31 protein-coding genes are annotated in these 26,983 nt (G+C 68.3%); 14 read left to right on the top strand and 17 right to left on the bottom strand.

Features of this window, described 5'->3' with window-relative positions:
- Positions 1-11: 11 nt before the first annotated feature.
- Positions 12-917, top strand: a complete 906-nt coding sequence (locus tag ILP86_RS14285) for an NAD(P)/FAD-dependent oxidoreductase (RefSeq protein WP_193762280.1) — start codon at positions 12-14, stop codon at positions 915-917.
- 73 nt (positions 918-990) lie between these two features.
- Here the strand turns inward: ILP86_RS14285 and ILP86_RS14280 are convergent, their stop codons facing one another.
- Positions 991-1,620 (bottom strand): histidine phosphatase family protein, encoded by a 630-nt coding sequence (locus tag ILP86_RS14280; RefSeq protein ID WP_046747314.1) that lies wholly within the window; start codon positions 1,618-1,620, stop codon positions 991-993.
- A gap of 1 nt (position 1,621) precedes the next feature.
- Complete coding sequence (locus tag ILP86_RS14275) at positions 1,622-1,996, bottom strand: DUF5684 domain-containing protein (RefSeq protein WP_046747313.1); 375 nt, start codon at positions 1,994-1,996, stop codon at positions 1,622-1,624.
- Positions 1,997-2,139: 143 nt separating this feature from the next.
- On the opposite strand from ILP86_RS14275, the gene aspS reads away from it, so the two are divergent.
- Complete coding sequence (aspS, locus tag ILP86_RS14270; protein ID WP_193762279.1) at positions 2,140-3,918, top strand: aspartate--tRNA ligase; 1,779 nt, start codon at positions 2,140-2,142, stop codon at positions 3,916-3,918.
- 102 nt (positions 3,919-4,020) lie between these two features.
- Here aspS and ILP86_RS14265 read toward each other — a convergent pair whose 3' ends face one another.
- On the bottom strand, positions 4,021-4,806 hold the full coding sequence (locus ILP86_RS14265; RefSeq protein ID WP_058630502.1) for a TSUP family transporter: 786 nt from the start codon (positions 4,804-4,806) through the stop codon (positions 4,021-4,023).
- A gap of 118 nt (positions 4,807-4,924) precedes the next feature.
- On the opposite strand from ILP86_RS14265, the gene ILP86_RS14260 reads away from it, so the two are divergent.
- The 6 genes from ILP86_RS14260 (at position 4,925) to ILP86_RS14235 (ending at position 9,798) form a co-directional block, all read left to right on the top strand.
- Positions 4,925-5,440, top strand: a complete 516-nt coding sequence (locus tag ILP86_RS14260; RefSeq protein WP_193762278.1) for a GNAT family N-acetyltransferase — start codon at positions 4,925-4,927, stop codon at positions 5,438-5,440.
- A gap of 136 nt (positions 5,441-5,576) precedes the next feature.
- Entirely contained in the window at positions 5,577-6,716 is a 1,140-nt protein-coding gene (locus ILP86_RS14255; RefSeq protein ID WP_061017263.1) for an ABC transporter substrate-binding protein, read from the top strand.
- Entirely contained in the window at positions 6,713-7,651 is a 939-nt protein-coding gene (locus tag ILP86_RS14250) for an ABC transporter permease (protein WP_308431945.1), read from the top strand. Before ILP86_RS14255 ends, ILP86_RS14250 begins: the two co-directional genes overlap by 4 nt.
- Positions 7,648-8,442 carry an ABC transporter permease gene (locus tag ILP86_RS14245; RefSeq protein WP_193762276.1) on the top strand — a complete coding sequence of 265 codons (795 nt, stop codon included), beginning with the start codon at positions 7,648-7,650 and terminating at the stop codon, positions 8,440-8,442. Before ILP86_RS14250 ends, ILP86_RS14245 begins: the two co-directional genes overlap by 4 nt.
- Positions 8,439-9,530, top strand: coding sequence for an ABC transporter ATP-binding protein (locus ILP86_RS14240; protein ID WP_193762275.1), 1,092 nt, complete (start codon positions 8,439-8,441; stop codon positions 9,528-9,530). The genes ILP86_RS14245 and ILP86_RS14240 overlap by 4 nt, the downstream gene beginning before the upstream one ends.
- Before the next feature lie 88 nt (positions 9,531-9,618).
- A complete protein-coding gene (locus tag ILP86_RS14235; RefSeq protein WP_021198051.1) occupies positions 9,619-9,798 on the top strand; it encodes a YegP family protein in 180 nt (59 codons plus the stop codon).
- Positions 9,799-9,896: 98 nt separating this feature from the next.
- On the opposite strand, the gene ILP86_RS14230 is transcribed toward ILP86_RS14235, so the two are convergent.
- From ILP86_RS14230 to ILP86_RS14190, 9 genes are all read right to left on the bottom strand, one after another.
- A complete protein-coding gene (locus tag ILP86_RS14230) occupies positions 9,897-10,652 on the bottom strand; it encodes an amino acid ABC transporter ATP-binding protein (protein WP_046747307.1) in 756 nt (251 codons plus the stop codon).
- Positions 10,649-11,446, bottom strand: a complete 798-nt coding sequence (locus tag ILP86_RS14225) for an amino acid ABC transporter permease (protein WP_193762274.1) — start codon at positions 11,444-11,446, stop codon at positions 10,649-10,651. The genes ILP86_RS14230 and ILP86_RS14225 overlap by 4 nt, the downstream gene beginning before the upstream one ends.
- 34 nt (positions 11,447-11,480) lie before the next feature.
- Complete coding sequence (locus ILP86_RS14220; protein WP_046747305.1) at positions 11,481-12,299, bottom strand: basic amino acid ABC transporter substrate-binding protein; 819 nt, start codon at positions 12,297-12,299, stop codon at positions 11,481-11,483.
- 172 nt (positions 12,300-12,471) lie between these two features.
- Positions 12,472-12,774, bottom strand: a complete 303-nt coding sequence (locus tag ILP86_RS14215; RefSeq protein ID WP_193762273.1) for a Dabb family protein — start codon at positions 12,772-12,774, stop codon at positions 12,472-12,474.
- On the bottom strand, positions 12,771-13,070 hold the full coding sequence (locus tag ILP86_RS14210; protein WP_046747303.1) for a glutaredoxin family protein: 300 nt from the start codon (positions 13,068-13,070) through the stop codon (positions 12,771-12,773). Before ILP86_RS14210 ends, ILP86_RS14215 begins: the two co-directional genes overlap by 4 nt.
- On the bottom strand, positions 13,067-13,369 hold the full coding sequence (locus tag ILP86_RS14205) for a rhodanese-like domain-containing protein (protein ID WP_058630462.1): 303 nt from the start codon (positions 13,367-13,369) through the stop codon (positions 13,067-13,069). Before ILP86_RS14205 ends, ILP86_RS14210 begins: the two co-directional genes overlap by 4 nt.
- A gap of 78 nt (positions 13,370-13,447) precedes the next feature.
- Positions 13,448-13,546, bottom strand: coding sequence for a 30S ribosomal protein bS22 (locus ILP86_RS14200; RefSeq protein WP_003792170.1), 99 nt, complete (start codon positions 13,544-13,546; stop codon positions 13,448-13,450).
- A gap of 156 nt (positions 13,547-13,702) precedes the next feature.
- On the bottom strand, positions 13,703-13,894 hold the full coding sequence (locus ILP86_RS14195) for a helix-turn-helix domain-containing protein (protein ID WP_017204627.1): 192 nt from the start codon (positions 13,892-13,894) through the stop codon (positions 13,703-13,705).
- A gap of 281 nt (positions 13,895-14,175) precedes the next feature.
- Entirely contained in the window at positions 14,176-14,592 is a 417-nt protein-coding gene (locus tag ILP86_RS14190; protein WP_061015566.1) for a helix-turn-helix transcriptional regulator, read from the bottom strand.
- A gap of 107 nt (positions 14,593-14,699) precedes the next feature.
- On the opposite strand from ILP86_RS14190, the gene ILP86_RS14185 reads away from it, so the two are divergent.
- From ILP86_RS14185 to ILP86_RS14170, 4 genes are all read left to right on the top strand, one after another.
- Positions 14,700-16,130, top strand: a complete 1,431-nt coding sequence (locus tag ILP86_RS14185) for a TrkH family potassium uptake protein (RefSeq protein ID WP_046747301.1) — start codon at positions 14,700-14,702, stop codon at positions 16,128-16,130.
- The gene (locus tag ILP86_RS14180; protein ID WP_021198064.1) at positions 16,123-16,794 is read left to right on the top strand and encodes a TrkA family potassium uptake protein; all 672 of its coding nucleotides are present in this window, start codon (positions 16,123-16,125) and stop codon (positions 16,792-16,794) included. The genes ILP86_RS14185 and ILP86_RS14180 overlap by 8 nt, the downstream gene beginning before the upstream one ends.
- Before the next feature lie 77 nt (positions 16,795-16,871).
- Positions 16,872-17,648: an ABC transporter ATP-binding protein gene (locus ILP86_RS14175; protein ID WP_046747300.1), complete on the top strand. Its 777-nt coding sequence runs from the start codon at positions 16,872-16,874 to the stop codon at positions 17,646-17,648.
- A complete protein-coding gene (locus ILP86_RS14170) occupies positions 17,630-19,222 on the top strand; it encodes a hypothetical protein (RefSeq protein ID WP_193762272.1) in 1,593 nt (530 codons plus the stop codon). The genes ILP86_RS14175 and ILP86_RS14170 overlap by 19 nt, the downstream gene beginning before the upstream one ends.
- Before the next feature lie 69 nt (positions 19,223-19,291).
- Here the strand turns inward: ILP86_RS14170 and ILP86_RS14165 are convergent, their stop codons facing one another.
- Positions 19,292-19,579 carry a DUF1905 domain-containing protein gene (locus ILP86_RS14165; RefSeq protein WP_193762271.1) on the bottom strand — a complete coding sequence of 96 codons (288 nt, stop codon included), beginning with the start codon at positions 19,577-19,579 and terminating at the stop codon, positions 19,292-19,294.
- A 3-nt stretch (positions 19,580-19,582) separates the two neighbouring features.
- Positions 19,583-20,422, bottom strand: coding sequence for a pyrroline-5-carboxylate reductase (proC, locus tag ILP86_RS14160; protein WP_141370417.1), 840 nt, complete (start codon positions 20,420-20,422; stop codon positions 19,583-19,585).
- Between the two features lie 59 nt (positions 20,423-20,481).
- On the opposite strand from proC, the gene ILP86_RS14155 reads away from it, so the two are divergent.
- A complete protein-coding gene (locus ILP86_RS14155; protein ID WP_193762270.1) occupies positions 20,482-21,453 on the top strand; it encodes a cation diffusion facilitator family transporter in 972 nt (323 codons plus the stop codon).
- A 13-nt stretch (positions 21,454-21,466) separates the two neighbouring features.
- Here ILP86_RS14155 and tadA read toward each other — a convergent pair whose 3' ends face one another.
- The gene (tadA, locus tag ILP86_RS14150) at positions 21,467-21,922 is read right to left on the bottom strand and encodes a tRNA adenosine(34) deaminase TadA (RefSeq protein WP_058630456.1); all 456 of its coding nucleotides are present in this window, start codon (positions 21,920-21,922) and stop codon (positions 21,467-21,469) included.
- An 80-nt stretch (positions 21,923-22,002) separates the two neighbouring features.
- Here tadA and upp point away from each other — a divergent pair, with 80 nt between their 5' ends.
- Complete coding sequence (gene upp / locus ILP86_RS14145; protein ID WP_021198071.1) at positions 22,003-22,635, top strand: uracil phosphoribosyltransferase; 633 nt, start codon at positions 22,003-22,005, stop codon at positions 22,633-22,635.
- 39 nt (positions 22,636-22,674) lie between these two features.
- Here the strand turns inward: upp and ILP86_RS14140 are convergent, their stop codons facing one another.
- The gene (locus tag ILP86_RS14140; RefSeq protein WP_193762269.1) at positions 22,675-23,448 is read right to left on the bottom strand and encodes a hypothetical protein; all 774 of its coding nucleotides are present in this window, start codon (positions 23,446-23,448) and stop codon (positions 22,675-22,677) included.
- A complete protein-coding gene (locus ILP86_RS14135) occupies positions 23,445-26,915 on the bottom strand; it encodes a bifunctional RecB family nuclease/DEAD/DEAH box helicase (RefSeq protein WP_193762268.1) in 3,471 nt (1,156 codons plus the stop codon). Before ILP86_RS14135 ends, ILP86_RS14140 begins: the two co-directional genes overlap by 4 nt.
- Between the last annotated feature and the right edge of the window lie 68 nt (positions 26,916-26,983).

Genomic DNA, 26,983 nt, shown 5'->3' with positions numbered 1-26,983 from the left:
GAAGGACCACCATGTACGACGCCATCGTGATCGGCGCAGGACCGGCAGGGCTGCAGGCCGCTCTGACCCTCGGACGGATGCACCGCTCCACGCTCCTCCTCGACTCGGGCGAGTACCGCAACGGCACCGTCCTGCACATGCACAACATGATCGGCGCGGACGGCACTCCCCCCGCCGAGTTCCGGGCGACGGCGCGAACCGAGCTCGCTGACTACGACGACGTCGAGGTCCGTGAGACCGCGGCGTCGAGTATCACGGGTGGCGAGGATGCGTTCGTGGTGGCACTCGCCGACGGATCCGTGGTCGAGGGGCGCCGGGTCATCCTGGCCACCGGGGTCGCCGACGATCTTCCGATCGTGTCCGGACTGCAGGAGTTGTGGGGCACGCTCTCCTTCAGCTGTCCGTTCTGCGACGGGCACGAGCACGCCGGCAAGGACATAGCGATCGTCGGCGCCGCGCCCCGCGCCGAGCACCTCATCGGGTTGCTGGGGAGGATCGTCGCGAGCATCACGGTCGTGCCGGTCGAGGAGGCGTTCACGGACGAGGACATCCGCACGCTCGAGGCGAAGGGCGCGCGGGTGAGTCGCACCCCCGTCGCCTCCGTCGAGAAGGTCGACGGCGGCGTGCTCGTCCGCACGGACGACGACGAGCGTGTGGTCGCCGGAGTCTTCATCGCCGCAGGGGCGATGCGTCAGCGGTCGCCGTTCGCCGCGCAGCTCGGACTCGGCATGCTCGAGTCCGGGTGCATCGAGATCGACGAGTTCGGACGTACCTCGCACCCCGGGGTGTTCGCCGCGGGCGACCTCGCCCACCGTGCGACCCTCCCCGGCCCGATGGCATCCGTGCTGCTGGCGGCCGCCGCGGGTCAGCTGGCCGCTGTCGGCATCATCCAGTCACTCCTGGCCGCCGAGCACTGACCCCGTTTCGAATCGCGCACGTGGGTCCATCCGTCGCCGGAATGGAACCACCTGCGCGGTTCGGAAGTGGGGGTCAGACCGCGCCGACGTCGACGGCACCGCCGGTCGCGGCAGGCTCGACATAGGCGACCTCTCGCCAGACGTCACCGACGCGCTCGAACGAGGTGACGCTGGACAGCGCGCAGCGTCGGGTGCGTGGGTCGTGTTGCAGCGGAAGCCCCGCGACGCGGAGGTGCGTGATCCAGATGGGCGCCTGGTGCGACACCATCACGACGTCTCCATCGGGTGCTGCATCCCACGCCTCGTCCATGACACCGAGCATCCGCTCAGCGATGGAGGAGTAGGGCTCGCCCCAGCTGGGAACCGAGGGCTGGCGCAGATGCCACCAGTTCAGGGGGTTCATCAGGGAACGGCGCATCTGCGTCCCCTCGAACACGTTCGTCGGCTCGATCAGCCGGATGTCGATCTCCGGCACGAGGTCGAACGTCGCGGCGAACGGCTCGGCCGACTCTTGGGCGCGTTCGAGAGGTGACGCGTACAGCGCGGAGACGGGACGGTCGAGCGCGGCCACATGGTCGGCCGCTGCTGCGGCCATCCCCCGGCCCGCGTCGCTCAGGTGGTAGTCGGGAAGACGACCGTAGAGCACGCGGGCCGGATTGTGCACCTCACCGTGTCGCACGAGGTGCAGCCGGGACGCCGTCATGTCACGCCTTGCTGTAGCGCGAGTCCCCGAAGCCGAGGATCAGGTACCCGATGTACGGGAAGAGGAACAGCAGGAAGAACGAGAAGACCCCGCCCTTGCCGAAGCGTCCACCGAGCTTGAACGCGACGATGATCGCCAGGATCAGGTTCGCGACAGGGATGAGGTACAGCAGCGCGAACCAGCCGGAGAGGCCGGCGATCTTCACCAGGAAGACGAGGTTCACGAACGGGATGATGGCGAGGATTCCCGGGTACCCGGCCTTGGTGAAGACCTTCCACAGGCCGACCGCGACGAGGATGTAGAAGACGAGCGCGATCAGGCCGGTGGTACCCGAGAAGATCGACGCATAGAGATCGGAGATGCCGTTGTTGTCCACGGTGCACTCTTTCTGTGTATGAGCTGTGTCGTGGCGATCCTACTGATACGCCGTCCCGGCCGCCGGTGACCGGGCCGATGACCGGCCGACCGCCCCCGTAGAATGGGCGGGTTCCCCATTTCCCAGATCAGAAGGAATACTCCGTGCTTCGCACCCACTCGGCAGGCTCTCTGCGAGCCGAGCACATCGGTCAGACCGTCACCCTCTCGGGTTGGGTCGATCGCCGTCGTGACCACGGAGGAGTCGCTTTCATCGATCTGCGGGACGCCTCCGGCATCGCCCAGGTCGTCATCCGCGACGAGGAGATCGCGCACCCGCTTCGCAACGAGTTCGTCCTGAAGGTGACCGGCGAGGTCTCGCAGCGCCCCGAGGGCAACGCGAACCCGAACCTGCCGACCGGCGAGATCGAGCTCATCGCGACCGACGTCGAGGTGCTGAACGAGTCCGCTCCGCTCCCCTTCCAGGTCTCCACGGCTCTCGCCGACACCGAGACCGTTGGCGAGGAAGCACGCCTGAAGTACCGCTACCTCGACCTTCGCCGCCCGGCCCCCGCCGCCGCCCTGCGCCTGCGCTCGAACGTCTACAAGGCGATCCGCGACGTGCTGCACGCCGACGACTTCACCGAGGTCGAGACGCCCACCCTCACCCGCTCCACGCCGGAGGGCGCCCGTGACTTCCTGGTTCCCGCGCGCCTGAGCCCCGGCAGCTGGTACGCACTGCCCCAGTCACCTCAGCTGTTCAAGCAGCTGCTCATGGTGGGCGGCGTCGAGAAGTACTTCCAGATCGCCCGCTGCTACCGCGACGAGGACTTCCGCGCCGACCGTCAGCCGGAGTTCACGCAGCTCGACATCGAGATGAGCTTCGTCGACCAGGAGGACGTGATCGCCCTCATGGAGTCGCTCATCGTGGCGATGTGGGCGACCATCGACGTCGAGGTACAGACCCCGCTGCCGCGCATGACCTACGCCGAGGCGATGGCCAAGTACGGCTCCGACAAGCCCGACCTGCGCTTCGGCCTCGAGCTCGTCGAGGCGACGGAGTACTTCAAGGACACCCCGTTCCGCGTCTTCCAGGCCGAGTACGTCGGCGCTGTGCGCATGCCCGGCGGCGCGAGCCAGCCGCGCAAGCAGCTCGACGCCTGGCAGGACTGGGCCAAGCAGCGCGGTGCACGTGGCCTCGCCTACGTCCTGTTCAACGAGGACGGCACGCTGGGCGGCCCCGCAGCCAAGAACCTGTCGGAGGCCGAGCAGGCCGGACTCGCAGAGCTCGTCGGTGCAGAGCCGGGCGACTGCGTGTTCTTCGCCGCCGGTGACACCAAGCAGAGCCGGGCACTGCTCGGTGCAGCTCGCGTCGAGATCGGTCGCCGCCTGGGCTATCTGAACCCCGACGAGTTCGCCTTCACGTGGGTCGTCGACGCTCCCATGTTCGAACCGGCGGCCGACGCGGTGGCCTCCGGTGACGTGGCAGTGGGCGCTGGCGCCTGGACGGCCGTGCACCACGCGTTCACGGGCCCCAAGCCCGAGTTCGAGGACACGTTCGACACCGACCCCGGATCGGCCCTCGCGTACGCGTACGACATCGTGTGCAACGGCTCCGAGCTCGGCGGCGGGTCGATCCGCATCCACCGTGAGGACATCCAGAAGCGCGTGTTCGAGGTCATGGGCATCAGCGACGAGCAGGCCGACGAGCAGTTCGGCTTCCTGCTCGACGCGTTCAAGTTCGGCGCTCCGCCCCACGGTGGGATCGCACTCGGGATGGACCGCGTGCTGCAGCACCTGACCAAGACCGAGTCGATCCGCGAGGTCATCGCGTTCCCGAAGTCGGGCAACGGCTTCGACCCGCTGACCTCCGCTCCCGCTCCGATCACCGATGCGCAGCGCGCCGAGGCCGGCGTCGACTTCGAGCCCGAGGACGAGGACTGAGGCCAGCCGCCTCGCGCAAGCACAGGCACACACGCCGGATCAGGCGGTTCTGCGAGGAACCTGCCTGATCCGGCGTTTCTGCCTGCGGCGGCGTCGCTTCGTTCAGCCTGCGATCGATGCGAAGGCCGGGACGATGTTCTCGTTCCACACATCGACTCCGAGCTTGCCGATCAGCGCGATAACGACCACGAGGAACACGACGCGGATGAACGTGGTCCCGCGCGAGATCGCCATGCGTGATCCGAGGTAGCTTCCCGCGACGTTCGCGACCGCGAGGATGCCCCCGAGCAGCCACAGCACGGCGCCGTGCGGGATGAACAGCATCAACGCACCCGCATTCGTCGCGAGGTTGACGATCTTGGCCTTGGCGCTCGCCTGCAGGAAGTCGTAGCCGAGCAGCGCGACTAGCGTGATCACCAGGAAGGTACCGGTGCCAGGACCGATCATCCCGTCGTAGAAGCCGATGCCGAGTCCCGCTGCGCCCGCCATGATGTGGTGCTTGTGCCCATGGAAGCGCAGCTGGGTCGCCGCGCCCATCTGCGGCCGGAACGCCGTGAACAGGGCCACAGCGAGCAGAGCGATCACGATGATGGGTTTGAACGCGGCAGGGGGCAGCACGGTGGCGACAGCCGCCCCTCCGAAGGAGCCGATCAACGCGATGATCGCCATCGGCAGGGCGGTGCGCAGGTCCGGTTTGGCTCGTCGGTAATAGGTCGCACTGCTGGTGGCCGTGCCGAAGACCGAGGCGAGCTTGTTCGTCGCGAGCGCCTGCACCGGGGAGATGCCGGGGATCAGCAGCAGCGCCGGCAGCTGCAGCAGCCCTCCCCCGCCCACGACCGCATCGATCCAGCCGGCGCAGAACGCGGCGATCACCACGAGCAGCAGCATCCCCCAGGTGAGCTGCTCGAGTCCGAGCACGGCGCCGATATCCACCTCGCCATGATTCCAGAGAGTCGACGCCGCCCCCGCATCCGCCGACAGAATCATCCGCTGACAGACTGGAGCCATGCTCGAAGCCCTCCCGCTGCCCCACTCCTTCGAATCGCGCATCGGCACCGCGCTCCTGCGCCGCGCGACGGTCGACGACACGGATGCCGTGATCGCCCTCCTCGCCGACGACCCGATCAGTGCGGCACGCGGCGATGTGGCATCCGCCGAGGACCGCCCGGCCTATGAGCGCGGTCTCCGCGAGATCCTGGCCGACCCGTCGAACGATCTGCTCGTGGTCGAGCTCGACGGTGCGGTGGTCGGCACGTTGCAGCTCACCTCGATCCCGGGGATGGCGCGTCGCGGTGCACGGCGGCTGCTGGTCGAGGCAGTACGGGTGCAGAGCAGTCTGCGCTCGTCGGGCATCGGTTCCGCCGTGATGCGCTGGGTCGGAGAGGTCGCCGCCCCAGCCGTCGACGCATCGATGGTGCAGCTCACCTCCGACGCCGCCCGCGTCGATGCCCACCGCTTCTACGAGCGGCTCGGCTACGTCGGCTCGCATCGAGGCTTCAAGTACACGGTTTCCCGGAGCTGAAGCCCCGGCGGCCCCGACCGGACAGCACCCAGCCACCATCCGTTCACCTGACCCGCGACGGGCGGCAACCTCCGCCTCATAGTGTCCTCTCGCAACCCGACACCGGCTCACAGCGCCGGACACCGAGAGGACACTCATGGCTCGCTTCACCCGCCGCGCGCGCATCGGCGCCGGCATCGCCCTGGCCACCACGGCCGCACTCGCGCTCACCGCCTGCTCCGGAGCAGCGGACGCCACCGGTGGCGGCAGCTCCGACGTCGACGCCTCTGCTGCGACCTCGGTCGCCGACTTCGGCACGTTCGCCGACCTCGAGGCCGCGGCCAAGGCCGAGGGTTCACTCAACGTCATCGCGCTGCCCCGCGACTGGGCGAACTACGGCGAGATCCTCGACCTCTTCGCCGAGAAGTACCCCGAGATCACGATCAACGAAGCCTCCCCCGATGTCTCCAGCGCCGAGGAGATCCAGGCCGCCAAGACGAACGAGGGTCTCGACACCGCACCCGACGTCTTCGACATCGGCCTCACGGTCGCCCTGCAGAACACCGATGTGTTCGCTCCCTACAAGGTGCAGACGTGGGACGACATCCCGGACGAGCTGAAGGAGCCCACCGGCCTCTTCGTGGGCGACTACGGCGGGTACATGTCGATCGGCTACGACTCGTCGAAGTTCGACGCTCCCGCCGAGCTTTCCGACCTGCTCTCCGCCGACTACAAGGGCGCCGTCGCCATCAACGGCGACCCGACGCAGGCGGGGGCCGCATTCGCCGCCGTCGGTCTCGCGACCGTGCAGTCCGACGGCACGCTGGACGACTTCCAGCCGGGCATCGACTTCTTCTCCGAGCTGCAGAAGGCCGGAAACCTGCTCAAGGTCGACGTGACCACCGCGACCATCGCGAGCGGCGAGACCCCGGTCGTCTTCGACTGGGACTACCTGAACGCCTCGCACACGGCCGACAACAAGGACTGGAAGGTCGTCGTGTTCGACGGCACCGGTTACGCCGGGTACTACAACCAGGCCATCAACGCCGACGCCCCGCACCCGGCGGCTGCCCGCCTGTGGCAGGAGTTCCTCTACAGCGACGAGGTGCAGAACCTGTGGCTGAAGGGCGGCGCCCGTCCGGTGCGGATGGAGGCCATGACCGACGCCGGCACGATCGACGCAGACCTCGCCGCCGCGCTCCCCGAGGCTCCGGAGGAGACCGTCGTCCCGACCGAGGAGCAGTCGACGAACGCCGGCACGCTGCTCGGCGAGAAGTGGGCCGCGGCGGTCCAGTGACCACCCTCACCGCAACGGGGGCGGATGCTGCGGCGTCCGCCCCCGCCACCACCGCCGGGTCCTCGCAGCACGCGAGGGCCCGGCGGTCCGCTCCGTCCCTCGCCTGGCTCGGGCTCGTCCCCTTCGCCGCCTATGTCGTGCTCTTCCTCGCGGTGCCGACGATCCTGGCCATCGGCTCCGGCTTCTTCACCAAAGACGGCTCCTTCACCTGGACGAACATGTCGGCCCTCGTCGACCCGGTCGTGCTCGACACCTTCGCCAACTCGGCCGGCCTCTCGTTGCTCACCGCCGTGGTCGGGGCGCTCGTCGGCGCCCTCGTCTGCTATGCGCTCCTCGGCATGGACCCCGAAGGCCGCACCCGCTCGGCCGTGGATGCCGCCGCGGGTGTGCTCGCGCAGTTCGGCGGCGTCATGCTCGCCTTCGCCTTCATCGCGACCATCGGCATCCAGGGCGTCGTCACCGTGTTCCTGAAGGACACCTTCGGCGTGAACATCTTCGAGAACGGCACCTGGCTCTACGAGCTGCCCGGCCTCGTACTCCCGTACTTCTACTTCCAGATCCCCCTCATGGTCATCACCTTCATGCCGGCCCTCGCGGCCCTCAAGCCGCAGTGGGCCGAAGCCAACCTCACTCTCGGCGGTACCCGCGCGAGCTTCTGGCTGCGCATCGGCATCCCCGTGCTCGCGCCCTCGTTCCTCGCCAGCCTGCTGCTGCTGTTCGCGAACGCGTTCTCGTCGTACGCCACCGCCGCCGCTCTCGCCAGCCAGGGTGCCCAGATCGTGCCGCTGCAGATCCGCACGGCGCTCACGAGCGAGACGGTGCTCGGTCGGGAGAACCTCGCCGGCGCGCTTGCGCTCGGCATGATCGTGATCGTCGGAGTCGTGATGGCCCTGTACTCCCTCGTGCAGCGACGCGCGGCGAGGTGGCAGTCGTGAACCGGCTCGGCCCCTCCCGCACGACCCGGTGGGTGATCGGCGTCCTCGTGGGTGCGTTCTTCGCGGTGCCCCTGGTGTCGACGTTCCTCTTCACACTGCGCGACCCCGCCGACGGACTCTCCTTCGCCCGCTGGGTCGCGTTGTTCGACCCGGCGGCCGCAGCCACCCTCAAGCCGATCTGGACCGGTCTCGGCAACTCGCTGGTACTCGCCGTGGTGACTGTCGCCATCGTGCTGCTGCTGCTCGCCCCGACCATGATCCTGGTGAACCTGCGCTTCCCGAAGCTCAAGCCCGCCTTCGAGTTCGCGGTGCTGCTGCCCATCTCGATCCCCGCCATCGTGCTCGTGGTCGGCCTCGCGCCGATCTACCTCCAGATCGGGCGGTCCCTCGGCACGGGCACCTGGACTCTCGCCTTCGCCTACGGGATCACCGTGCTGCCGTTCGCGTTCCGCTCCATCCAGGCGTCGATCGATGCGGCCGATCTCCGGACGCTCTCCGAAGCCGCGCGGTCCCTCGGCGCGAGCTGGCCGACCGTGGTGCTGAAGGTGCTCGCCCCGAACCTCCGACAGGGGCTGCTTGCCGCGTCCCTCATCTCCATCGCCGTGGTGCTCGGAGAGTTCACGATCGCCTCGCTCCTGAACCGCCAGGTGTTCCAGACGGCCATGGTCGTGGTGAATAAACAGGACCCCTACGCGCCGGCCATCTTCACGCTGCTCGCGCTGGTGTTCGTCTTCCTCCTGCTCCTCGTCATCGGCCGCGTCGCCCGCGGCACCGGAAAGGCCCGCTCATGACCGTCGACCACGCGCTGCCGCGCACCAAGGACAATCTGCTGCTCGCCGAGGCGGGCGAAGGCACCCGTGTCGAGCTGCGGGGCATCGTCAAGAGCTACGCGGGCAACCGGGTGCTCCACGGGGTCGACCTCGACATCGCCCCCGGCGAGTTCGTCTCACTCCTCGGGCCCTCCGGGTGCGGCAAGACCACGTTGCTGCGTGTGCTCGCCGGTCTCGAAGGCGCAGACGAAGGCGCCGTGCTGCTGGGTGGCGGCGATGTGTCGCGAGTGCCCACGAACAAGCGCGACATCGGCATGGTCTTCCAGTCGTACTCGCTCTTCCCGCACCTACGGGTGGCCGAGAACACCGCATTCGGCTTGCGGCGACGCGGCGTCGGCAAGGCGGAGGCCTCACGGCGCGCGGTCGACGCCCTCGCCCTGGTCGGCCTCGCCGACTTCGCGGATCGGTTCCCCCACCAGCTCTCCGGCGGCCAGCAGCAGCGCGTGGCACTCGCACGAGCGCTGGTGACCGAACCCAAGGTGCTGCTGCTCGACGAACCGCTCTCGGCGCTCGATGCGAAGGTGCGCGTGCAGCTGCGCGACGAGATCCGCCGCATCCAGCTGAGGCTCGGGATCACGACCGTGTTCGTCACGCACGATCAGGAAGAGGCTCTGGCCGTCTCGGATCGGATCGCGGTGATGAACGCCGGCCGCATCGAGCAGATCGGTTCACCGGAGCAGCTGTACACGATGCCCTCCACGGCCGGGGTGGCGGCGTTCGTCGGCCTGTCCAGCGTCGTGTCGGGGGTGGCCGAGGGCGATCACGTCATGGTGTGGGGACAGCGGCTTCCGCTGCAGTCGCGGGCAGACGGTCCGGTCGACGTGTACCTGCGGCCGGAGAACGTCTACTTCGCGTCGGAGGCCGACGCCGCAGCCGAGGCCCTGGTCGAGGAGAGCACCTTCCTCGGCAGCATGCGTCGCACGCTCGTGCGCACCGAGTCCGGCGAACTCGTCCGGGTGCAGCATGCGCCAGGAACTCATCCGGCCTTCGGCGACCGGGTGCGCATCGCGATCGCCCCGGAGCCCGTGGCCGTGCATCCGCGCGGCTGACTCACCGCTCTTCCCCTGACATACCCCGGGCGCTAGCGTGAGGGCCGAGGGGCGGGGTTCCCTCCATCCGAGAGAGAAAGGACGCCTCATGGCAGGCAAGTTCGAGCTGTACACCGACAAGTCCGGCGAGTACCGGTTCCGCCTGAAGGCCGGCAACGGCGAGGTCATCGCCATCAGCGAGGGCTACTCGTCGAAGTCCGCCGCTCTGAACGGCATCGACTCCGTGCGCCGCAACGCCGCGGACGCCGAGGTCGTCGAAGCCGACTGAGCTCGAGACCCACGTTTCACGCCGAGACCCCCTGTTGCAGACGTCTGCAACAGGGGGTCTCGGCGATTGCGATGGGTCTCGGCGAACCGGATCTCGTGTCAGAGCACGCGGGAGAGGAAGTCCTTCGTGCGCTGATGCTGCGGGTTGCCGAGCACCTCGCGCGGGTCGCCCTCTTCGACGATGTAGCCGCCGTCCATGAAGATGAGACGGGATCCGACCTCGCGGGCGAAGCCCATCTCGTGCGTGACGACGAGCATCGTCATCCCCTCGTCGGCCAGCGAGCGCATGACCTGCAGCACCTCGCCGACCAGTTCGGGATCGAGTGCCGATGTGGGCTCGTCGAACAGCATCATGTCGGGGTTCATGCACAGCGCCCTGGCGATCGCCACGCGCTGCTGCTGCCCTCCCGAGAGGTGCCCGGGGTAGGCGTCGGCCTTCTCCGCCAGACCGACCCGCGTGAGCATGGCATGGGCGATCAGCTCGGCTTCCTTCTTCGACCGCTTCTTCACGCGCTGCTGAGCGATCGTGAGATTGCCGAGCACGCTGAGGTGCGGGAAGAGGTTGAAGCTCTGGAAGACCATTCCGATGCGGGTGCGCACGCGGTCGATGTCGACGTCGGGGTCGGTGATGTCGATCCCCTCGATCAGCACCTTGCCGCCGGTCGGCTCCTCGAGCAGGTTCACCGAGCGCAGCAGCGTCGACTTCCCTGATCCCGAAGGTCCGATCACGCACACGACCTCGCCCTTGGTGACGGTGAGGTCGATGCCCTTGAGCACCTCGTTGTCGCCGAACGACTTCACGAGCCCCTGCACATCGATCGCGGGGGCGTGGACATCAATCAGGTCGGTGATCATCGCTGCCTCGACATCCGTCGCTCCAGCCACGCACTGAAACGCGTGAGCGGGATCGTCACGATCAGGTACAGGATCGCCGCCATGATCAGCGGCGTTCCGTTCGCGTTCTGCGTGCTCGCATCGCGGGCGAAGGTGGTGAGCTCCTTCGACCAGATGAAGGAACCCGCCACGAACAGCAGCGACGTGTCCTTCAGCAGCAGCACGAACTCGTTGGTCAGGGGCGGGATGATGATCCGGAACCCCTGCGGCACGACGATCCAGAACGTCGTCTTCATGGGCGACATGCCGAGCGAGCGGGCCGCCTCGGTCTGCCCCTTCGGAACGGCCTGGATACCCGCGCGGATCGTCTCGGCCATGTACGCCGAGGCGACCAGGACGAGACCGATGAGCCCGAGCACGACCGGCCCACCGAGCTTCGTCCCAGGCACACCCAGGGCGATCGGCAGGATGAAGGCGATGCCGAAGATCGTGAGGATCGCCGGCAGACCGCGGAACAACTCGATCCAGACCGTCGCGATCCAGCGGAACGGGGCGATGGTCGACAGCTTCATCAGTGCCAGCACGACACCGAGGACCAGCCCGCCGGCGAAAGCGACGGCCGTGAACCACAGCGTGTTGACCAGGGCCGTGGTGATGATCCCGGGGAACATCTTCGCCGCGACTTCAGGATTGAAGAACAGCGGTCCGATCTTCGCCCAGTCGGTGCTCACGATCGCCCAGACGGCGATCGCGATCAGCACCACGTAGACCGTGTAGCGATACAGCTTGCTCTTGGTGGTACGCCTCAACGCCATCGTCGAGGTCCTCCCGCTCTACCGATCCCGCCGGTCACTTGGCCGCGAGGTACTCGTCGTAGATCTTCTGATAGCCGCCGTCGTCCTGGAGCTCCTTGAGCGCCTTGTTGACCGCATCGCGCAGCTCGTCCTTCTCACCCTTGGCGAAGGCGAAGCCGTACGACTCGTCGGTCGGGTACGTCTCGACGATCTTGTAGTCGGGGTCGTCCTGCTCGTGCACGTAGTTGACGGGCTGGTCCTGCAGGATCGCGTCGATCTGCCCCGCCTGCATGGCGGGCCACAGCTCGCCATCCGAGGGGTACTGCACGAGCTGCGCGCCCGGTGCGTTCTCGCCCGCGTAGGTCTCGCCGGTGGTGCCCTGCTGCACGCCGACGTTCTTCCCGTCGAGGTCGTCGATGGACTTGATGTCCGAGTCGGCGCGCACGAGCAGCGACTGCAACGAGTCGACGTACGGGTCGGAGAAGTCGATGTTCGCCTTGCGCTCATCCGTGATCGTCATCGCCGACGCGCCGATGTCGCACGTGCCTGCCGCGAGGGTGGTGCCGGACTGCAACGCGTCGAACCCGACGTCCTGCACGGAGAGCTTCAGGTCGATCTTCTCGGCGATCGCACTGAGCAGGTCGATGTCGAAGCCCGAGTAGCCGGTCTCGCTGGAGGGGTCCTCGACCTCGAACGGCGGGTAGGGGACGTCGGAGCACACGGTGAGGGTTCCGGCCTCGACGAGGCCGTACTTGTCGTCGGCGGCGGGAGCGTCACTGCTGCCCGCGTCGGACGATCCGGTGGCGCAGCCGGCGAGCGCGAGGGTGGCCGTCGCCACGAGGGCGAGACCGGCGATGAGGTTGCGACGAGGCATGTCGGCTCCTGTGAGTCGAGGGCACGGAGGCCCGCTGACGGGTAGGAGTTCATCTAAACATGCGGCTCGTCGCGTGACCAATGACATCCACGTCCGCGCACATTACGTTTGTGTTGCGAGTAGGCCCCGATCACACGTGGAAACCGAGTTCCTGAGCCGGCGCGACGCGGTCTCAGACCTCGAAGTCGACGGCGACTCGGGAGGCGACCACCGAGCGGATGTACGTGGCGACCTCGGTGTGCGCGGGATGCACCTGATACTCGTCGATCGCTTCGACCGACGCGAAATCCGCGACGAGCGTGACGTCCCAGTTCGCCTCCGGGTAGGCGACGTTCGCCCCTGCCGAGATGGTGAGCAGCTGCGGCACGACGCCGTCGAGCGCGTTGAGGCGGCGGGCGACTTCCGCAGCCTGCGCCGCGCGCTCGGCAGCATCTTCGGAAGCGAGCTTCCAGGTCACGACATGGCGGATCGTCATAGCGCTTCCTTCACTCCGGTCTTCGCCGCCCCGTCACGGAGAGCGCCCTCGAGCGCCTCACGCAGTCGATCGGGTGCCACGCGCCAGTGCGCATGCAGCTCGCCGTCGATCAGGACCACGGGGATCTTCTCCCACCACAGCTCGTACAGTGCGGGGTCGTCCTGGATCGACGCCTCGACGATCTCGATCTGCTCGGCTGCGGCGTCTGGCAGTTCGGCGACCACGGCGTCGATGACGTCGGAGGCGACGTCGCACAGGTGGCAGTCGGGCTTGCCGATCAGAGTCAGCGTGGTCACGCCGACGGCACCTCGACCGCGCGGCCCTGGGCGATCCACTCGCCGGTCCCGCCCTCGACGTTCGTGGCGTCGTAGCCGCGCGACTCGAGCGCCTCGACCACACGCGCCGATCGACCGCCGGCCTGGCAGATGACGTCGAACGCCTCGCTCGGCAGCTCCTCGAGACGGTTGCCGATCTCCGACATGGGGATGTTGACGGCGCCGGGGACGTGTCCCGCGGCGAACTCGTCCACTTCCCGTACATCGATGAGCGGGGTACCGGTGCGCTCGGCGAGCTCGGTGACGGTGATCGACTTCATGACAACCTCTCGGCAGGACGGAGATGGGGCCGGAGACACAAAGCGCCCGTCCGAAGACAGGCGCTCGTGTCTGGTCGCTTACTTCTTGTTGCGACGCTGGTGGCGAGTCTTGCGAAGCAGCTTGCGGTGCTTCTTCTTCGCCATGCGCTTGCGGCGCTTCTTGATGACAGAACCCACGGAAACCTCACTAAGTCAGTGGCTGGGTGTCTCCGAAATCGGACACCCGGGTACGGGCACGGAAAATGCCTCGGGTCAGTCTAGCAAACCCGAAGGCGTGGGCTGTCACACGCGCCTTCCGCCCGAGGGCGGCCGAGCATGGGACAGCCTGCGACGTCAACCGACGTCGGCGATGGGTCGCTGCAGCGCATCGGCCACAGCGGACTCCGGAACACGATAGCTGCGGCCGAAACGGACGGCGGGCAGCTCCCCAGCATGAACCAGCCGGTACACGGTCATCTTGGACACGCGCATCAGCTCGGCGACCTCAGCAACCGTGAGGAATCGGACGTCAGGAACCTCGGGCATCCCACGTACCCCTTTCTCGATGTGCACACTCTATGTGGTAGCTGGGACACGTGTAAACCTCTGTGACCCGTGTGATCAGTGAGGCATCGCGGGACTCTGAGAGGCGCCCAGCCGGCGCATAGGCATTCTGCGGGCTTCGCTCAATCGCGACTGGCAGAGTCATCGCAGGTCTCGTGCGGCACCGCCGAGTCCGCCCCCCGGGTGTGGGGACCCGCACCTCTCCCCTGACGGCAAGCCCCCCGTGTCGTCAGGGGAGAGTCGTTGCGGGGATCGCCCGAACGTCAGGCGCCGAGGCGCTTGAGGGCCGACGCGACCACATGCTTCGCGGATGCCGCCGCGCGTCCGACGACCTCGGCCGCGTGGGCGGCGCTGTCGGGAAGCGAGGCACCCGGGTATGCGATGTCGGGCGCACCATCTCCGAAGGCATCCACCAGGAACGGCACCAGCCAGTCGTCGACGACCTCGAGCGGCTCGACCGCGAGGCTGTAGAAGCGACGCTGTCCGTCCTCGCGCACGGTGACGAGTTCGGCATCGCGGAGCACCTTGAGGTGCTTCGACACGGTGGGCTGGCTGATACCCAGATCGGCGACGATCTGGCTGACGCTGGTGCCGGCCTCTCCTTCGGTCGTGCGCCGCAGCAGGAGCTGGAGGATGTCTCGCCTCGTACCGTCTGCGATCACGTCGAAGATGTCCGTCATGAGTTCAGGGTAGTCGTCCCCGGCACGGAGTACCATGACGAAGGCTCGGCGACAGGCGCCGTGCCGCCGCCCGAGGCAGGGCGTGCGACGACACACAGGGGGCAGCGATGTCGGGCATCGTTTCGGCGTCGTCCCCGCGCGAGAGCCTGAAGAGCGCAGCCGGCTGGGTCAAGCACCTCGTGACGTCATCGCCGTCGCGCTTCGCGATCGTGATCTTCGCTCTGCTGATCCTCGTCTTCACGGTGCTGCTCTCCCTGCCCATCGCCTCCGCGTCCGGCAGGGTCACCCCCCTCAGCGATGCGCTGTTCACCGCCGTCTCCACCATCTGCGTGACGGGACTCGCCACCGTCGACATGGCCAACTACTGGTCGCCCTTCGGACACGTGCTGATCTTCCTCGGCGTGAACATCGGCGCGCTGGGGGTGCTGACCCTCGCATCGCTCATGGGAATGCTGATCTCGAAGCGTCTCGGTCTGCGAGCCAAGCTGATGGCGGCAGGCGACACGAACCCGATGCGCGCGCACGGCGGTGTCGTCAACGAGAGCCAGACCGTGCGACTCGGCGAGGTCGGCCAGCTGCTCACCACGGTCGCCGTCTCGGCGCTGATCATCGAGGCGTCGCTCGCGATCCTCCTCTACCCCGCCCTCGTGATGGCCAAGGTCGACCCGATCGCGGCGCTCTGGGAGGCGCCCTACTTCGCGGCGATGGCGTTCACGAACACCGGATTCGCGCCGAACGACGGCGGCGTCGCCGTCTTCGCCGACGACTACCTGGTGCTCTCGCTCCTGATGGTCGGCGTCTTCCTCGGCAGCATCGGCTTCCCGGTCATCTATACCCTCGCCAAGCATGTCTGGCACGTGAAGCGCTGGTCCCTGCATTCCAAGCTCACCATCGTCACCACCGTCCTGCTCTTCATCCTGGGTGCGGCCGTCTTCGTGATCCTCGAGTTCAACAACCCGAAGACCTTCGGCTCGATGGATGCCACCGACACCACGTTCCAAGCCTTCTTCCTGTCGGCGATGACACGCTCCGGCGGCTTCAACGTGATCGAGATGGACGACCTGAACGGCTCGTCCCTGCTCGCGGCGAGCATGCTCATGTTCGTCGGCGGCGGCTCCGCCTCGACCGCGGGCGGGATCAAGGTGACCACCCTCGCCGTCCTCGCCATCGCCGTCTGGTCCGAGGCCAAGGGACGCCAGTCCGTCGAAGCCTTCGGTCGCCGCATCCCCAGCGACGTGCAGCGCGTCGCCCTCAGCGTCGTCGCGTGGGGAGCGACGATCGTCGCGCTGTCGACCATCGTGATCGCGCAGATCACCAAGGCCGACATCAGTCACGTGCTCTTCGATGTGATCTCCGCGTTCGGTACCGTCGGTCTCTCGACAGGCCTCACCGGCGAGCTGCCGGATTCCGCCTCCTACGTCATGGCCGCGACGATCTTCATGGGCCGCGTTGGTACAGTGACTCTCGCCGCGGCGGTCGCCGCGACATCGCGAACGCAGTACTACTCACTGCCCGTGGAAAGGCCGATCGTTGGTTGAAGTCCTCCGGGGCGACGCTCCCGTCCTCGTCATCGGCCTCGGCCGGTTCGGTGCCGCCTGCGCCGGTGAGCTCGACCGCCTCGACCGCGAGGTGCTCGCGATCGACGACAACCTCGAGCTCGTGCAGAAGTGGTCCGACCGCGTCACGCACACCGTCCAGGCCGACGCCAAGAACATCGACGCCCTGCGGCAGATCGGTGCGCAGGACTTCCAGGTGGCCGTCGTGGCCGTCGGCTCCTCCATCGAGGCTTCGGTGCTCATCACGGCGAACCTCGTCGACCTCAAGGTCCCGCAGATCTGGGCCAAGGCGGTCTCGCAGTCGCACGGCAAGATCCTGGCGCGCGTCGGCGCCAACCACGTCATCTACCCCGAGCGCGAGGCCGGCGAGCGGGTCGCGCACCTCGTCTCCGGGCGCATGCTCGATTTCATCCGCTTCGACGACGACTTCGTGCTCGCCAAGATGTACCCGCCGAAGTTCATCCGCGGCGTCGGCCTGAACGAGTCCGGCGTGCGCTCGAAGTACAAGGTGACCGTCGTGGGCGTGAAGAGCCCGGGCAAGCCGTTCCGCTACGCCGAGGCGAACACCATCGTGACCAACCACGACCTGATCATCGTGTCCGGTACGAACAGCGACATCGAGCGGTTCGCCGGCCTCGACCGCTGACGTCTCCCTCCCGCCTTCCGAGCGACTCCCCCTCGCGGCGGATGCGCGACGCCCGGCGGCCGTGGTGGGATGGGGCCATGACCGACCCCACAGCGGCCCCGCCCGTCCTCGCCCTTCGCGGGCTTCGCAAGCAGTTCGGGCAGAAGGTCGCCGTCGACGGTCTGTCCCTCGACGTGCCGCCCGGATCCATGCTGGGCCTGCTCGGGCCGAACGGCGCAGGCAAGACCACGACGCTCGCGATGGCCACCGGACTGCTCCGCCCCGATGCCGGCACGGCGTGGGTGCTGGGCGCCGACGTGTGGCAGAACCCCGCCGAGGCGAAAGCCCGCATGGGTGTGCTCCCCGACGGCATCCGCATGCTCGATCGTCTCAGTGGAGCAGAGCTGCTGCGATACACCGGACTGCTGCGCGGCATGGCAGAGGCCGACGTCGTCTCGCGGACGGGTGACCTGCTCGAGGCGCTGGGGCTCGCAGAGGCGCGAGACACCCTCGTCGTGGACTACTCCGCCGGCATGCGCAAGAAGATCGGGCTCGCCTGCGCGCTGATCCACGCTCCCCGCCTGCTCATCCTGGATGAGCCGCTGGAGGCCGTCGATCCCGTCTCGGGCGAGACGATCCGCCAGATCCTGCGCTCGTTCGTCGACGGCGGCGGCACCGTGGTGCTGTCGAGCCACGTGATGGAGCTCGTCGAGTCGATGTGCGACCGGGTGGCCATCGTCGCCGAGGGGCGCCTGCTCGCGCACGGTCCGCTCGACGAGGTGCGAGCCGGACTCTCGCTTCAGCAGCGGTTCCTCACGCTCGTCGGGGCGCACGATCTCGGGACGGAGACGCTCGCATGGTTGCGCTCCTCGTAAGCCTGCGCTGGCGGCAGCTGCGGCATCAACTGTCGCGGAACCCGTGGATGATCGTCACCCTGATCATCACGGGGATGATCGCCCTCGGGCTCCTCGCCGGACTCGCTGCGGGTCTGGTCGCTCTGCGCTTCGCCGCACCGGAGGGCGCTGTCACCGCCATCGTGCTCACCGGGTCCGTGCTCGTCCTCGGATGGTGGATCGGCTCCATCCTGGTCAGCGCCGACGACTCCCTCGCCCCCGAGCGCTTCGCCCTGCTGCCGGTGACCGCCCCCTCCCTGTTGCCGGGCTTCGTCGTCGCCGGAGCCACGACCATCGGCGGCATCGGGACCACGGTCGCCCTGCTGCTGATGCTCCTCGGCTGGTCGGTGAGCCTTCCCGCACTGCTCACCGCGGTGATCATGATGCCGGTGGCGGTCGTGACCTGCGTGCTCGGTGCCCGCGTGGTGAGCGGACTGCTCGCCGGATGGCTGGCCCGACGCAGCACCCGCGACCTGGTGCTGACCCTCGGGGTGCTGCTCGCCGCCTCGTCCGGCCTCATCCTCAACCTCGGGATCGGGGCGCTCACCACCGTGACGGACGTCGGGGGTGCCTTCGCCTCGGCTGCCGACATCGCCGCCTGGACGCCGTTCGGCGCCGTGTTCGGGGTGTCGGCATCGGCAGCGCAGGGCGACGTGCTCACCGCGACGCTGCGATTGCTGATCGCCCTCGCGACGGTCGTGGTCCTGTGGTGGGCGTCTCAGCGGCTGCTCGCCGCCCGGCTCGTCTCCCCCATCCAGAGCAGCGGCGGTGGACGAGTGCGCTCCGGCGGTCTGCTCGATCGACTGCTGCCGGCGAACCCGATGGGTGCGATCGCCGCACGATCTCTGCACTACTACCGCCGCGACCCGCGGCAGCTCGTCAACATCGTGATGCTCCTGCTGCTGCCCGCGATCTTCATCGGCATCGCGCTCATGAACGGCCTGCAGGAGGAGTCCCTCGGTTTCGCCCCCGCGATCACACTGATCCCGGCGATCAACGCCCTCCTCGCCGGGACGATCGTGCAGATGTCGATCGCCTATGACAACGTTGCCGTCGCGGCGCACATCCTCACGGGTGTGTCCGGGGCGGCGGACCGTGCCGGGCGCCTGCTCGGCTTCGGGATGATCGCAGTGCCGGTGACGCTCGCCCTGTGCGTGGCGACCTGCCTCCTCGCCGGGCGGCCGGATCTGCTCCCCGGCAGCATCGGCGCATCCCTCGGTCTCACGGCGATCGCTGCAGGGGCCGGCGCCTGGGTGGGGAGCTTCCTTCCGGGCCGTGCGCCCGCTCCGGAAGCCAATCCCTTCGGGCGCGGATCATCCGGCGGGGTGCAGTCGCTGCTCGCGATGATCATCATCGGACCCATCACGCTCGCCCTCGGAGCACCCGCATTCGGGTTCGCCATCGCGGCGATCTGGAGTCCCACGCTCGGCTGGATCAGCCTCGCGTGCGGACTCGCGTTCGGCGGCCTCGCGCTCTGGGGAGGGACCGCGCTGGGCGGGAAGATCCTGGATCGCCGCTGGCCCGAGGTGCTCGCCGACGTGTCCAGCGAGAGTTGAGCGCGGACGGATCCCACGCGACACGCAGGCCCCGGGCACCAGGCCTCCCGCGAGATCAGGCCCGACGGGTCAGGCGTCGATGTCGAGGACGACTTCGATCACGTCGTCCACCCCGAGGCCCTCGCCGTCCTGCAGCGTCTTCTTGATCGGCACGATGTAGCCGCCGTCTTTCGGCCACAGGGCCGTGGCCACGGTGGTGGTGCATACGGAAACCCTGGCCGGGATCATGCCCCAGCCATAGGTCACGACAGAGGCGATCTCGTGGATCATCTCGCTCTCGGCAGGCGGCACGGTGACGAAGTGGAAAGGCGCGGGCCCGCGCCAGTACCAGATGGGCCCCTCGATCCTCAGCCGCATGGTTCAGGCTCCGGCGGCGAGCTCCTTGGCACGCGCGAGTGCGGCATCCGCAGCCTCCGCGAAGGTGCGATCGAGGCGTGCTTCCTGCAGCACGGCGACCGCCCGTTCCGTCGTCCCCTTCGGGCTCGTGACCCGACGACGCAGCTCTGCAGGAGCCTCGCCGGAGGCGTCGAGCAGGGCCGTCGCCCCGATGAACGTCTGCTCGACCATGAGCCGCGCATCCGCATCGGTGAAGCCCATGCCGACGGCGGCCTTGGTGAGCTCCTCGATCAGCAGGTACACGTAGGCCGGTCCCGATCCCGAGATCGTGGACAGCGCGTCGATCTGCGACTCGGGAACCTCGACGACGGCGCCGACGGTCTCGAACAGACGACGGACGAGGGCGATGTCTTCGGCGGGAACCGCGGCACCGGCGGCGAGCCCCGTCACTCCCTTGCGCACCGTCGACGGCGTGTTCGGCATCGAGCGGATCACCCTCGCCTCCGAACCCAGCACATCGGCGAAGGTCTGCAGCGTGACCCCGGCGGCGACGCTCACCACGATCGCATCAGCGGCGAGGTGCGGAGCGATCTCGCGGAGCAGGTCCGGCACCATCGCCGGCTTCACGCCGACGAGCACGATCCGCGCGCCGGCAGCCGCCTCGACGTTGCCCTCCGGCCGATCGGCGAGCGCGATGCTGGTGACCCCGTCGAGGCCAGCGAACGCCTCTGCCTTCTCCGCCGTGCGGTTCGTCGCGGTGATCCCGCCATCGATGCGGACACCCGAGGCGACCACTCCGCGGAGGATCGCACCGCCCATCGAGCCGGCACCGAGGAAAGCGAGCGAAGGAAGCGAGTCAGACATGTCGTCATCCTACGGCGGGCACTCCGACATCTCCGGGCGGGCGGTTCTAGACTCGTCCCATGAGTGCATCCGGAGGCAACAAGGCCATCGTCGCGGCGTTCCTGGCGAACATGGGAATCGCCCTCGCGAAGTTCATCGCCTGGGCACTCTCCGGCTCCGCCTCGATGCTCGCCGAGGCCATCCACTCCGTCGCGGACTCCGGCAACCAGCTGCTCCTGATGCTGGGCGGACGCAAGGCTCGGCGCGAGGCCGACCGCGCGCACCCGTTCGGCTACGGTCGCGAGCGCTACGTCTACGCGTTCGTCGTGTCGATCATCCTGTTCTCGGTCGGCGGTCTCTTCGCGATCTACGAGGGCGTCGAGAAGCTCACGAATCCGCATGAGCTCGACAAGACGTGGTGGTGGCTTCCGCTCGTGGTGCTCGTCATCGCGATCGGGCTCGAGTCGTTCTCGTTGCGCACAGCCGTGCGGGAGAGCAACCTCGTGCGGGAGAAGGGGCAGTCGTGGATGTCGTTCGTGCGCCGCTCCAAGGCACCCGAGCTCCCCGTCGTGCTGCTGGAGGACGTGGGCGCCCTGACCGGCCTCACGTTCGCCCTGCTCGGCGTCGGCCTCACGCTGCTCACCGGCAATCCGATGTTCGACGCACTCGGCACCGTGATGATCGGTGTGCTGCTGGTGCTGATCGCGATCGTGCTGGGTGTCGAGACGAAGAGCCTCCTGGTCGGCGAGGGCGCGACCCAGGCCGACCACGACCGCATCGTGGATGCGATCAACGCCGGCGACGAGATCGAGAAGATCATCCACATGAAGACCCTCTACCTCGGCCCAGACGAGCTGATGGTGGCGGCGAAGATCGCCCTCAACGCGGACAAGCCGCTGCGGGAGGCCGCCGACGACATCGACGCGATCGAGGCTCGGATCAGGGAGGCCGTGCCTGTCGCGCGGGTCGTCTACATCGAGCCCGACGTCTACCGCCCCGCGATCGACCCGGAGCCCTCCACCGACGTCTTCGTGCTGAAGTCGTCGGACTGAACGGGGACCGCGTTCAGCGCCGCTGCTCGAAGAACGAACGCAGCAGCGCGGTCGCAGCCTCAGCCTCGACGCCGCCGACCACCTCGGCACGATAGGGCAACCGTCGATCGCGCAGCACGTCGTACATCGATCCGGCAGCACCGGCCTTGTCGTCCCATGCTCCGAACACCACGCGACTGATGCGTGCCTGCAGGACGGCGCCTGCGCACATGATGCAGGGTTCGAGGGTCACCACGAGTGTGTGCTGTTCGAGATTCCAGGACCCGACCGCTGCCGCCGCCCGACGGAGCGCCTCGACCTCGGCGTGCCCCGTCGGGTCGTGGGTCTCCTCGCGAGTGTTGCGTCCCTCCGCGATGATCCGGCCTTCGGGATCGAGGACCACCGCTCCGACCGGGATCTCGGATGCCATGGCCGCTTCGCTGGCGAGCTCGAGGGCACGCGTCATCGCGCGTCGGTCGGCTGCGGTCATGCGTCGAGCCTACGACAGCCGTCGAGCCCGGCCCGAGTCCCGATGTCGTGCCTGACCGCGTGGCGCATTACCCTGTATTCATGCGTGTTCACGTGGCCGACCACCCTCTCATCACTCACAAGCTCTCGGTGCTGCGCGATGCGCGCACGCCCTCACCGGTGTTCCGACAGCTCACGGAGGAGCTCGTGACACTGCTCGCGTACGAGGCGACCCGCAACGTGAAGGTCAGCCCGATCGAGATCACGACCCCGGTGACCACCACGACGGGTGTGAAGATCTCGGAGCCCCGCCCCATCGTGGTGCCGATCCTGCGCGCCGGTCTCGGCATGCTCGAAGGCCTCGTGAAGCTGCTTCCGACGGCTGAAGTCGGCTTCCTCGGCATGGTGCGCGATGAGACCACCTTCGAGCCGACCACCTACGCCGAGCGGTTGCCCGACGACCTGAGCGACCGCCAGTGCTTCGCGATCGACCCCATGCTGGCGACCGGTGGTTCGCTCGCCGCCGCGATCCAGTTCCTGTTCGACCGCGGCGCCAAGGATGTCACGGCCATCTGCCTGCTCGGCACTCCCGAGGGCGTCGCCGCGATCGAGGCGATGGCCGGCGACCGCGACGTGACCCTCGTGCTCGGCGCGCTCGACGAGCGTCTCGACGAGAAGGGCTACATCGTGCCCGGCCTCGGCGACGCGGGCGACCGGCTCTACGGCACGGTCTGATCCTCGGCAGCGTACGACCTCTTCGGCGCGTCTTCCGCCTCAGATGGTGAGGCGGTAGGCGCGCTCATCTCCGTGGTGAGTGAAGCCCGCACGGGCGAGGATGGGCGCTGACGTCGAGACGTGACCCTTCACCAGGGCCGTCTTCGCTCCCCATGCCGCACCCTGCCGCAGTCTCTCGGCCAGCACTGCGCGGTAGGCGCCGCGACCGCGGTGGCTCTCCAGTGTGGATGCGCCCCAGAGCCGCACGAACCCGTCCTCGATCGTGCATCCCCCGGTGCTGACGGCGCGTCCATCGATGCGCGCGAGCACACGGAACCCGGTCTGCGCCTCGAGCGCCGCGGACACCTCGTCGAGTTCGGCCCGGAGACCCTCCTCATCGAGGGGCTGCTGGTGCCACACGGGCACATTGACGCCGTCGAGGTCGCGTACCTGATCGAGGGTACGCACGATCTCGGTGGACACGTCGGACGGCACCTCGACCTCCACCTCGTCGACGGGTCGTGCGAACACCGCCACCGTATCGATGTGCTCTGCCCCGCGTCGCCGAAGCTCGTCCTCGACGTCGGGCCGATCGGAAGGATTCGTCCAGAACGTGAACTGCGAGGCGCCCCATGCTCTCGTCCGCGCCAGTGCGCCATCCACCACGTCGACGGCCGACAGCGCGGAGTCGACCTGCGAACCTCGCACTCCCCCGCCGAACCGTGCAGGATCCCGCACGAGGAGCAGATGCTCGCGCTCGTGCTCACTGTCGCGGGGGAACCACATCCACGCTGCCGCGGCGCGCATGATCTGGTCGGTGGTGTGGGCGCTCACTCGGCCGCTCCGACGAGCCGGGCGAACGCGCTGAGCCTGGCGACGCCCTCAGGCGTATACGGCAGGTCGTCGAGCAGCGCGGGCGAGTGGATCAGGTAGGCGACGACCTGTGCTCGGGAGATCGCGACGTTGAGGCGGTTCTGGAGCAGCAGGAACTCCGGACCGCGCGGCGCATCCCGACCGCTCGACGCCGCGAGCGAGGTGATGGAGACCACTGCCTCCTTGCCCTGGAAGTTGTCGACCGTGCCGACAGGGACGTCGGGGAAGCCGGCGTCGGCGAGCGCGTCGAGCACCAGCTGACGCTGCGCGTTGTAGGGCGTGACCACGATGATGTCGGACTGCGCGAGTGGTCGCGTCGACGCCTCGGGGTCGTTGTCGGTGAAGACCCGGCCGACCAGATCGGCGACCAGGCGGACGACCTCTGCCGCTTCCTCGGGCGATTGCGTCGCGTTTCCGCGGTGGCGCAGCGGGATGACATGGAGACCCGCGTCGACACCCTCGAGCGACCGGAGTTCGGTTCCGGGTGCCGAGGCGAGCTGTCCCGCGTAGGCGAGCTTCGACACCGGAGCGGCCACGAAGGGGTGCATCCGCCACGACCGAGCGAGGAAGTAGCCGTACTCGGGCCGCACGACCGGATCGCCGTCCATCACCCAGCCGAGAGCGGACGTGTCCACCGGTTCGGGGTGGGCGCCCTGGCTCACCTGCGGGAGCTGCTGCGGGTCGCCGAGGAGCAGCAACCGTTTCGCTCCGGCCGCGACCGCGATCGTCGAGGCGAGCGAGAACTGCCCCGCCTCGTCGATCACGAGGAGATCGAGCCCGGCCCGTTCGACGCGCTGGGTGTTGCTGAAGTCCCAGGCCGTACCGCCCACGACCGCGCCCTCACCGGCGTGCTCGGCGAGGAAGGAGGCCATGCCGTTCTTCGGGATCACGGTGTATGACGGGTCCGCATCGGGATCCTTCGGCGCCTTCGCCACCTGGGCGGGCGAGACGCCGTCGGCGACGATCCGCTCGAGAAGCGTGTCGATGATGGCGTGCGACTGCGCCACGACGCCGACCTTGAAGCCGTGCTCGTTGACCAGACGCGCGATCACGCGCGAACCCGTGTAGGTCTTCCCCGTCCCCGGAGGGCCCTGCACGGCGAGGTAGCTGTGATCGAGGTCGAGCACTCCGCGCACGATCGCATCGATCGTGTCATCACCTGCTTCCGGGAGCGCGCCGCCCGAGAAGGTGCGCGGGGGCAGTCGGCGCAGGATGTCGGTGGCCGCATCCTGGGGGAAGCCCGGCGCGGCCAGGTGCACCGCGTCGGCCCACTCGTCGATCGCGCCCTGCAGCGACACCACCCGAGGCGGAGCCGCCGGAGTGAGCGCAAGCGGCAGCTCATCCCAGGTCTGTCCCTGCACAGCCGCTTCTGTGACGAGGTAGCCGTCGTCGAGCACCTCGGCGATCGTGACCGTGTGCGGTACGTGGACGGCGCGTGAGGGCACCTCGGTGTCGAACGGGGCTGGCACCTCGTACAGCGCGAACGGCTGGGCACCGGGACCGAGCGTGGTGCCGGGTGACACCTCGCCGCGGATCTCGATGTCCCTGGACATCACTCTCCGCCCCTCGATGATGCTCCACTCCCGGACGACCGATGACGACGGACGGTCTACCCGCACCACATCACGCGTGCCGTCCCACATCGTGACCGGTTCGCGCAGCCTCTGGAAGTGCGACACCCAGAAGCTCTTCGCTTCACGGGGGAAGTAGTCGATGGCCGCGGCCGCGATGCGGTGCACCTGTCCGTCGCCGCCTGCCTCCACGGCGCGCTCCGCATCGGCGAGGAGCGCGACCGATCGGGGAGACGGCTCATAGATGACCTCGTCCGCGTCGTCGGGGGGCGCCGGCGTGACGCCCTTCTCCCTCGCGATGTCGATCAGCCAGTTGCGCAGGCGCCGTGTCGAGACGCAGTCGTAGCGGTTGTAGTCGGCGAGGTCGGCGAGGACCGCGTCTGCTTCGGACCGCTGCCCGGCCGCGGCGAGCTCGCGGGCCGCGACGTACTGCACGATCGAGTCGTCACCCTTCTGCACGTCGCTCGTCCGGACGTCGTCGCCCATGTAGAGCGGCTCGAGCTTCTTGATCGAGTACGACCGGGAGCCCACCCTGACCGTCCGCAGCACGAGCGGATACAGATCGACGAACACCCCTTCACGGAGCAGCCGATCGACCTCGCCTTCGCGCACTCCGTGCCGCGCTGCCATGGCCACGAGATGCGAGGTCTCGTACGGGGCATAGTGATAGATGTGCATTCCCGGATGCGCCGCTCTGCGGGCACTGACGAAGTCGAGGAACGTCTCTAGCGCCCGCTTCTCTTCGGCGAACGTATGCGCCCACAGTGCCGAGTACTGGTCGGCGTTGTCCACCCAGCCGAAGAGGTAGTCGATCCCCCAGTGCGCCTCGCCGTCGGGAGCAGGCTCGGTGTACAGCGGGTCGCCCTCGAAATCGAAGAAGATGTCGCCGTGGCTGGGGAGCGGGAGCGTGTGGATGGCCTGCGCGTAGTGCACGTCGAAGGTCGGCACACCCTCGGTGTCAGCCCGCAGCTGCAGGCGGGCCTGGGCACGGAGCGTCTCGAACGTATCGGCGTTCATCCCCGTCGGCGCCTCGATCGCGCCGGCCAGGGCGTCGATCGTCTCGATGCCTGCAGCCCGGAGCCGAGCTCGCTGCACCGGACGCATCCGCGCCACCATCAGCAGGTCCCGGTGTGCGAGCACCTGCTCCTCGCAGGTCGCGCAGCGCCCGCAGGCGACCACCTGGAGGTCACCGCGATCGTCGCCCCAGGCCAGAGGAGCGCCCGCGGCGCCGTCGGCGATGCGGCGATCCGCGATGAGGGCGCGCAGCCTTGCCCTGCGCACCTGGAACAACGGGAGCAGATCGTCGACGGCGTGCGTGCTGAGCGTGCCGTCTCCGAGGATCAGGTCCACCTCGTCGGAACGGGAGATCCGCAGGCGGTCGAGCTGGTCGACATATGCCGCGAGCTGCATGAGAGCTGTCACACGGGCTTTGCGGGCGAGCTTCGAGTCCTGCACACGCCAGCGCCCCTCATCGTCTTTGCGCAGGAAGTCCGCGAACCCGACGAACTCGTCCGTCGCGAAAGCCGCCTGGAACACGACGAGCGCATCCGAGCGCAGTGCAGCCACCGTCTCGTCGACTGCCGCAGCGAGCGCTTCCGCGTCGACCGAGGACACCTTCTCGATGCGGTGCACGTTCTCGTCACCGAGATCGTGGATGTACCGGTCGAGCACGTTCTGCTCGTGCACGTCGCCGAGCTCGGCCGCGCGCTTCAGAGTCGCATCCTCCGGCTCTTCGACGGCGGGGACGCGCCCCAGCTTCGCGTCGATCGCCCGGGCCCACGCGAACTCGCACTCGGCGGCCGCCTTGAGGTCGCTCGCGCTCCAGATGACGCGTTGCGCCTGAGTGTCGATCCGCACGATGCTCCCGTTCTGTCGGATGCTTCGACACTATCCGCGGCATCGGACACAGGCGAAAGCGGACGGCT

It is taken from the genome of Microbacterium sp. R1, from assembly GCF_015159725.1.
In the GTDB taxonomy this organism is placed as follows: Bacteria; Actinomycetota; Actinomycetes; order Actinomycetales; family Microbacteriaceae; genus Microbacterium; species Microbacterium oxydans.
Note: the sequence above shows the minus strand (reverse complement) of the source record. Positions and strands in the feature narration are given on the sequence as shown.

Excerpts from the sequence above, each read along its gene's own strand:
- ILP86_RS14285 (WP_193762280.1), top strand. The coding sequence starts at position 12 with ATGTACGACGCCATCGTGATCGGCGCAGGACCGGCAGGGCTGCAGGCC.
- ILP86_RS14280 (WP_046747314.1), bottom strand. The coding sequence starts at position 1,620 with ATGACGGCGTCCCGGCTGCACCTCGTGCGACACGGTGAGGTGCACAAT.
- ILP86_RS14265 (WP_058630502.1), bottom strand. The coding sequence starts at position 4,806 with ATGCTGCTGCTCGTGGTGATCGCCGCGTTCTGCGCCGGCTGGATCGAT.
- ILP86_RS14260 (WP_193762278.1), top strand. The coding sequence starts at position 4,925 with ATGCTCGAAGCCCTCCCGCTGCCCCACTCCTTCGAATCGCGCATCGGC.
- ILP86_RS14255 (WP_061017263.1), top strand. The coding sequence starts at position 5,577 with ATGGCTCGCTTCACCCGCCGCGCGCGCATCGGCGCCGGCATCGCCCTG.
- ILP86_RS14240 (WP_193762275.1), top strand. The coding sequence starts at position 8,439 with ATGACCGTCGACCACGCGCTGCCGCGCACCAAGGACAATCTGCTGCTC.
- ILP86_RS14235 (WP_021198051.1), top strand. The coding sequence starts at position 9,619 with ATGGCAGGCAAGTTCGAGCTGTACACCGACAAGTCCGGCGAGTACCGG.
- ILP86_RS14230 (WP_046747307.1), bottom strand. The coding sequence starts at position 10,652 with ATGATCACCGACCTGATTGATGTCCACGCCCCCGCGATCGATGTGCAG.
- ILP86_RS14225 (WP_193762274.1), bottom strand. The coding sequence starts at position 11,446 with ATGGCGTTGAGGCGTACCACCAAGAGCAAGCTGTATCGCTACACGGTC.
- ILP86_RS14220 (WP_046747305.1), bottom strand. The coding sequence starts at position 12,299 with ATGCCTCGTCGCAACCTCATCGCCGGTCTCGCCCTCGTGGCGACGGCC.
- ILP86_RS14215 (WP_193762273.1), bottom strand. The coding sequence starts at position 12,774 with ATGACGATCCGCCATGTCGTGACCTGGAAGCTCGCTTCCGAAGATGCT.
- ILP86_RS14205 (WP_058630462.1), bottom strand. The coding sequence starts at position 13,369 with ATGAAGTCGATCACCGTCACCGAGCTCGCCGAGCGCACCGGTACCCCG.
- ILP86_RS14195 (WP_017204627.1), bottom strand. The coding sequence starts at position 13,894 with ATGCCCGAGGTTCCTGACGTCCGATTCCTCACGGTTGCTGAGGTCGCC.
- ILP86_RS14190 (WP_061015566.1), bottom strand. The coding sequence starts at position 14,592 with ATGACGGACATCTTCGACGTGATCGCAGACGGTACGAGGCGAGACATC.
- ILP86_RS14185 (WP_046747301.1), top strand. The coding sequence starts at position 14,700 with ATGTCGGGCATCGTTTCGGCGTCGTCCCCGCGCGAGAGCCTGAAGAGC.
- ILP86_RS14175 (WP_046747300.1), top strand. The coding sequence starts at position 16,872 with ATGACCGACCCCACAGCGGCCCCGCCCGTCCTCGCCCTTCGCGGGCTT.
- ILP86_RS14170 (WP_193762272.1), top strand. The coding sequence starts at position 17,630 with ATGGTTGCGCTCCTCGTAAGCCTGCGCTGGCGGCAGCTGCGGCATCAA.
- ILP86_RS14165 (WP_193762271.1), bottom strand. The coding sequence starts at position 19,579 with ATGCGGCTGAGGATCGAGGGGCCCATCTGGTACTGGCGCGGGCCCGCG.
- proC (WP_141370417.1), bottom strand. The coding sequence starts at position 20,422 with ATGTCTGACTCGCTTCCTTCGCTCGCTTTCCTCGGTGCCGGCTCGATG.
- ILP86_RS14155 (WP_193762270.1), top strand. The coding sequence starts at position 20,482 with ATGAGTGCATCCGGAGGCAACAAGGCCATCGTCGCGGCGTTCCTGGCG.
- tadA (WP_058630456.1), bottom strand. The coding sequence starts at position 21,922 with ATGACCGCAGCCGACCGACGCGCGATGACGCGTGCCCTCGAGCTCGCC.
- upp (WP_021198071.1), top strand. The coding sequence starts at position 22,003 with ATGCGTGTTCACGTGGCCGACCACCCTCTCATCACTCACAAGCTCTCG.